The organism is Mycobacterium kyorinense, assembly GCF_002101735.1.
Classification (GTDB): Bacteria; Actinomycetota; Actinomycetes; order Mycobacteriales; family Mycobacteriaceae; genus Mycobacterium; species Mycobacterium kyorinense.
In genome coordinates, this window is sequence record NZ_LQPE01000033.1 from 1 (window position 1) to 6,115 (window position 6,115).

Consider the following 6,115-nt stretch of genomic DNA (forward strand, 5'->3'; position numbering starts at 1 on the left):
ACGTCGAACGCCAGCGAGTGAGCGTGCGACCACACCCCCGACACCGGCAGACCCGCATCCAGGGAGCCCAACAACTGTGTGACGTTGCGGTGGCTGATCGCCACCCCCTTGGGCACACCGGTGGTACCCGAGGTGTAAATCAGGTAAGCGATGTCACCGGGGCCGGGGCCGGGCAGTGCCGTGCTGGGTTGCCTCTGCCCAGCGGGGTCGTCGATGTCTAGGACCAATAGGTCATGCCCGTGTAACCGCCGGGCCTGGTCCGCGGTCGTGATAGCGGCGACGGGCGCGGCGTCGTCGAGCATGAACCTGATGCGGGCCGCCGGCAGTGCTGGGTCGATCGGCAGATAGGCCGCCCCGGTCTTGAGCACCGCCAGGATCGCCACGATTGCTTCGGTTGAGCGCGAAAACAGCAGCGCCACAGACTGTCCCGTACCCACACCGTGGCCGGTCAACAGATGCGCCAACCGGTTGGCGGCCTCATCCAGCTCGCGGTACGTCAGTGACCGGCCTTGGCAGCTGACCGCCACCGCGTCCGGAGTGCGGGCCACCTGCGCAGCGAACAACCCCGGAACCGACACCGCCATTGTCGCCGGTTTCGTCAATACTGGCCGATTGCCGACCTCATCCAACCGAGCACGTTCACCACCGTCGAGTACATCCACCGCAGACCACCGCAGGACGGGATCGGCTGTCACCGCCACCAATACCCGCTCCAGTCGCCTGGTCAGCGCCTCGATCGTGGCAGCGTCGAAGACGTCGGTGCGGAACTCCACGTCGCCGCCGATGCCGACAGGCTCACCGGACCCATCCCAGCGTTCGCTCAAGTGAAACGCCAAATCTATGCGGGCGGTGCGGGTCTCGATGGACAGCGGCGTGACCTTCAAATGCCCCAAAGCCAACCCGGCGGCGGAACCATTGCTGCGTCCGGGCAGGTTCTCCCAGTCCAACACCACCTGGATCAGCGGGTGATGGGTCAGGCTTCGAGTCGGGTTGAGCCGCTCGACCAGCACTTCGAACGGCACGTCTTGGTGCTCGTAGGCGGCCAGGCTGCGCGCCCGCACCTGGGCCAGCACCTCGGCGAAGGTTGGGTTCCCGGTGAGGTCGACTCGCAACACCAGGGTGTTGACGAAAAACCCGACCAGCTCGTCGAGCGCCGGATCGCGCCGCCCGGCGATCGGAAACCCCACCGCCACATCGGAACTCGCACTCAGCTTGGATAACAGCACCGCCAACGCCGCCTGGATCACCATGAAACTAGTCGCGTTGTGCTCACGGGCCACTTGAGCCACCCGCTGCTGCAATTCGGCTGGCCAGTCCACCACCAGACTTGCACCGCGGTGATCGGCGACCGGCGGGTAGGGCCGATCGGTCGGAAGATCAAGGCGCTCCGGCATGTCGGCGAGCGCATCCTCCCAATAGGCCAGCTGTGCGGCGATCGGGCTGTCGGGATCGTCAAGCGAACCGAACTGAGCACGCTGCCACAGCGTGTAATCGACGTACTGCACCGGCAAACGCGCCCAGTCGGGGGCCCGCCGAGCGCACCGGCTGGCATAAGCCGTACTCAGATCGCGCACCAGCGGCGCGATCGACCAACCGTCCGCAGCGATATGGTGCACCACCGCCACCAGCACGTGCTCGTCGGCGCTGACAGTGAAAAGCCGTGCGCGTAAGGGGATCTCGGCTGTCAAGTCAAATGTGTGACGGGCCACTTCATCGATCGCCTCACCCAGCTGGCTTTCCCGCCATTCCGTGGCATCGACAACGGACCACTCGAAATCGGCTCGCTCAATGGGGATAACGATCTGCTGAGGAACCCCCTCGACACTTCTGAATACGGTGCGCAGGCTTTCGTGGCGGTCCACCACGTCGGCAAGCGCGGCTCCCAGGGCATCGGCGTCGAGCCGTCCACTGAGCTGCAACGCCACTGCCATGTTGTAGACCGGTGAGGGGCCCTGGAATTGGTCAAGGAACCACAAGCGTTGCTGGGCGAACGACAACGGAACTACGGGTGGCCGTTCCACCGGTTGCAATGGTTCTAGCCGTCCCGCGGTCCCACCGATGCGGGATGCCAGTTGGGCAACCGTGGGCGCTTCGAACAACGCCCGCACCGAAAGGTCGGCATCCAAACCCGTGTTGAGCGCGGCGATCAGGCGCATGGCGGACAGCGAATCGCCACCCAGGTCGAAGAACGAGTCGTCGACCCCGACGCGATCGACGCCGAGGACTTGGGCGTAGATGCCGGCCAGGATCTCCTCGACGGCGCTGACCGGGGCGCGGTAGTGGTCGGCGTCGGCGTACTCGGGTGCCGGCAGGGCGCGCCTGTCGAGTTTGCCGTTGGGCGTCAACGGGATCGTCTCTAGTGCCACCACAGCGGCGGGCACCATGTAGGCGGGCAGCCGCTCGGCCAACTGGTCGCGGATCACGGCCGGGTCGACGGTGCCGGTGACATAACCCACCAGACGCTTGTCGCCCGGGCGGTCCTCGCGGACAACCACCGCTGCCTGCTGGACCCCGTCCAAACCGCTTAGCGCCGACTGGATTTCACCCAGTTCGATACGATACCCGCGGATCTTGACCTGCTCATCAGCGCGGCCCAGATAATCCAGTTGGCCGTCGGCGCGCCAGCGGACCAGATCACCGGTGCGATACATGCGTGTTCCGGCCGTGCCGAGTGGGCATGCCACAAACCGCGATGCGGTCAGCGACGCCCGGCGCACATACCCGACCCCTACCCCGGTGCCGGCCACATACAACTCGCCGACTACACCGACGGACACCGGGCGCAACCAGCCGTCGAGCACGAACAACGCCGCACCCGGCACTGGCGCACCGATTGGCGGCGTCCCCGAGTCCGGTGTCAGCGGCGCACTGATCGCCGCGTACACCGTGGTCTCGGTAGGCCCGTAAGCGTTGACCATCACCCGTCCGGGCGCCCACCGATCGACCAGCTCGGCCGGGCACGTCTCAGCGGCGATCACCAACGCCGTCGAATCCAACCCGTGCGGTGAGAGCGCCGCTACTGCAGACGGGGTTTGACTTAAGACACTGACTTCTTCAGCGACCAGCAAGGCATGGAAGTCGTCTGGTGACCCGGCCACCGACTCGGGCACGATCACCAGCCGCCCGCCGTGCAGCAGGGCACCCCAGATCTCCCACACCGAGAAGTCGAACGCATAGGAGTGACACTGCGTCCACACCTGCCCCGGCTCCAGCTCGATGCCGGCGTCCAGCGAGTCGAACAGCCGAGCAACGTTGTGATGAGTGACCGCAACGCCTTTCGGCGCGCCTGTGGTCCCCGAGGTGTAGATGATATGGGCGATGTCGTCGGGGGCCGGCGCCGGCAGCGCTGTGCTGGCTTGGGTATGCACAGCAGGGTCGTCGACGTCGATGACCGCCAAGGCATGTCCGTCGAGCCGGTCGGCTAAGCCGCTGGTGGTGACCGCGGCGATCGGCGCGGCATCGGCAACCATGAACTCGATCCGCGCCGGCGGCAGTGCCGGGTCGATCGGCAGGTAGGCCGCCCCGGTTTTGAGCACCGCCAGCATCGCGACGATCGCTTCGGTCGACCGCGAAAACAGCAGGGCCACAGTCTGTCCCGGACCAGCGCCGTGGCCGGCCAGCAGGTGCGCCAACCGATTTGCTGCCTGATCCAGCTCGCGGTAGGTCAGTGAGCGGCCTGCGCAAGTGATCGCCACCGTGTCCGGGGTGCGGGCTACCTGGGCGGTGAACAACGCCGGAAGCGACCTCGGTGTGCTCGGAGGTCGGGTCAATTCCGCCCGGTGACCGACGTCATCGAGCCGGGCGTGCTCGGCGGCGTCGAGCAGGTCGATCGACGACAACCGGCGGGTCGGCTCGGCGGCCATCGCAGCCAACAGCTGCTCGAACCGCCCGATAAGTGATGCGATGGTGTCTGCCTCGAGCACATCGGTGTCGTATGCCACGCGGAAACCGATTTCACGGCCGGGCAGGGCTTGGACTGTCAGGGGGTAGTGGGTGTATTCGCGGACGCTGATATCGCCTATGCCCAACTCGTTGCCCGCCAATGCGGCACCGTCCAGTGGGTAGTTTTCGTAGGCGAAAACGGTGTCGAACAGTTTGTCCCGACCGGTGAGGCGGTGAATCTCGTTGAGCGCCAAGTGCTGGTGTTCCAGTGTGTCGTTGTGGATCTTTTGGAGCTGCTCGAGCAGATCTGTGGTGGTGGTTGTCGCGGTGATGCGCGCCCGCACCGGCACCGTGTTGATGAACAGGCCCACCATCGAGTCGGCGCCGACCAGCTCGGCTGGCCGGCCCGAGACGGCCGCACCGAAAGCAACATCATGCTGTCCGGTCAGCCAGCACAACAGTTGCGCGAGCGCGGCCTGGAGCACGGTGTTGACGGTGGTGTGACACGAACGCGCCAACTCGCTGACGGCCGCTGTGGTTTGGGCTGATACCCAAAACGATTCAACGCCATGGGCGCCCAGCCACAACCGATCCGGCGAGGCGAACAGCGTCGGACTGTCGAAGCCGGCGAGTACTTCGCGCCAGGCGGCGCGGGCGGCGTCGACGTCACGGTCGGCAAGCCAGGTAACAAACGTCCGATACGGCGTTGCGGCGGGTAGCAGCTGCCCGCTGTAGCCGGCGAAGATGTCCCGCATCAGGATTGGCAGTGACCAGCCGTCGAGCAGGATGTGGTGATTGGTGAGCACGAGCCGGTGCCGATCTGGCGCGATACGGATCAACGCCGCTCGAAACGCCGGCCCGTGGGCGAGCTCGCAGACCGCGGCGCGTTCGGCGGCGCACACCTGCTGGATCTGCTCTTCGACGTCGCCGCCGTCGAGTTCGAGGTAGCGCCAAGGCACTTGCGGATCGGCGGGGATGATCTGCACGGGCTCGTCGAACCGATCACAGAAGCGGGCCACCAGATTCGGATGCCGGGCGGCCACCGTATCGAGGGCATCGCGCAGGCGATGCTCGTCGAGCCTGCCGCTCAGCGTGATCGCCAACTGGACCGCGTATACGTCGTCACCGCTGCTCTCGGCGGTGCCGGCGTGAAAGAGCAGTCCCTGCTGCAAGGGGGTCAGCGGCAAGATGTCGGCAATGTCATATTGCCGCTGCAGTTCGTCGATCTGCTGCTGGGTCAACCGCGCGGGCGCGATATCGGAAGGGGTGAGTCCGCCGCCACCGGCTCGCACGTGCGCGCAGATACCGGCAAGTGCCTCAAACCACAGCCGGCTCAATCGGTTTGCCTGCGCCTCGTCGAGAGTCGACGGCGCCCATCTCCAGTCGGCGTGCAACTGCGGGCCGACGTCGGTGTCGACGGTGCCGGCGTTGAGTTCGACGGTGTGCGCCAGCGGCATCGGTATCGCCGCGGTCGGCGCGGTGACCGACATGCCGTCAGGGCAGACCCGCCACACCTCACCGGACACCTCATGTGTGGCGGCCAGCCGGCCCAGATAGTTGAACCCGATCGATGGATCCGACCCGTCCAGACCAATATCGGAATTCAGATAACGCAGCGCCCCGTAGCTCAGCGGGTGGGGCAGGGCGCGAAGCTGCTCTTTGGCGTTCTTGAGCATGATCCCAAGGTCTGCTCCACCGGAGACCACCTGCGCCCAGTCCAGTCGGCCTACCGCGAAGGTCACGGGGTATTTGGTGGTGAACCAGCCCACCGTGCGGGACAGGTCCACATCGGGATCCAGTTCCTCGTGGCGGCCGTGGCCCTCGACGTCGATGGCGATCGGTGCCGTGCCGTTGCCCACAAACCGCGCAATCGCCAAACCGAAAGCGATCAACAGGATTTCATGCATTCCGGCGTGGAAGGCCGCGGGTACCTCGTCCAGCAGCGTCCGGGTGGTATCGGCGTCCAGCGAGACCGAGAAATGTCCTGCGGTTTGGTAAGTGTCAGTCTCGGGGCGCACCGCCGGGAGCGCGGTCCAGGCTCCCGCCACCTGCTTCCAGGCATCGGCCTCCTCCACGATCTCGGGGCGGTGGGCGTACTCGGTGAGCAGCGACGCCCAGCGCGCGAACGACGTTCCGGTCGCCGGCAACACCACCGACTGCCCGCTGCGCTGCTGGGTCCAGGCAATGTTGAGGTCTTCCACCAAGATTCGCCAGGAGACCGCGTCGATGGCCA

General features: G+C 66.0%; 1 protein-coding gene. It reads right to left on the reverse strand.

Features of this window, described 5'->3' with window-relative positions:
• The coding region (locus AWC14_RS06105; RefSeq protein ID WP_142281571.1) for a non-ribosomal peptide synthetase at positions 1 to 6,115 on the reverse strand (6,115 nt) is incomplete at both ends.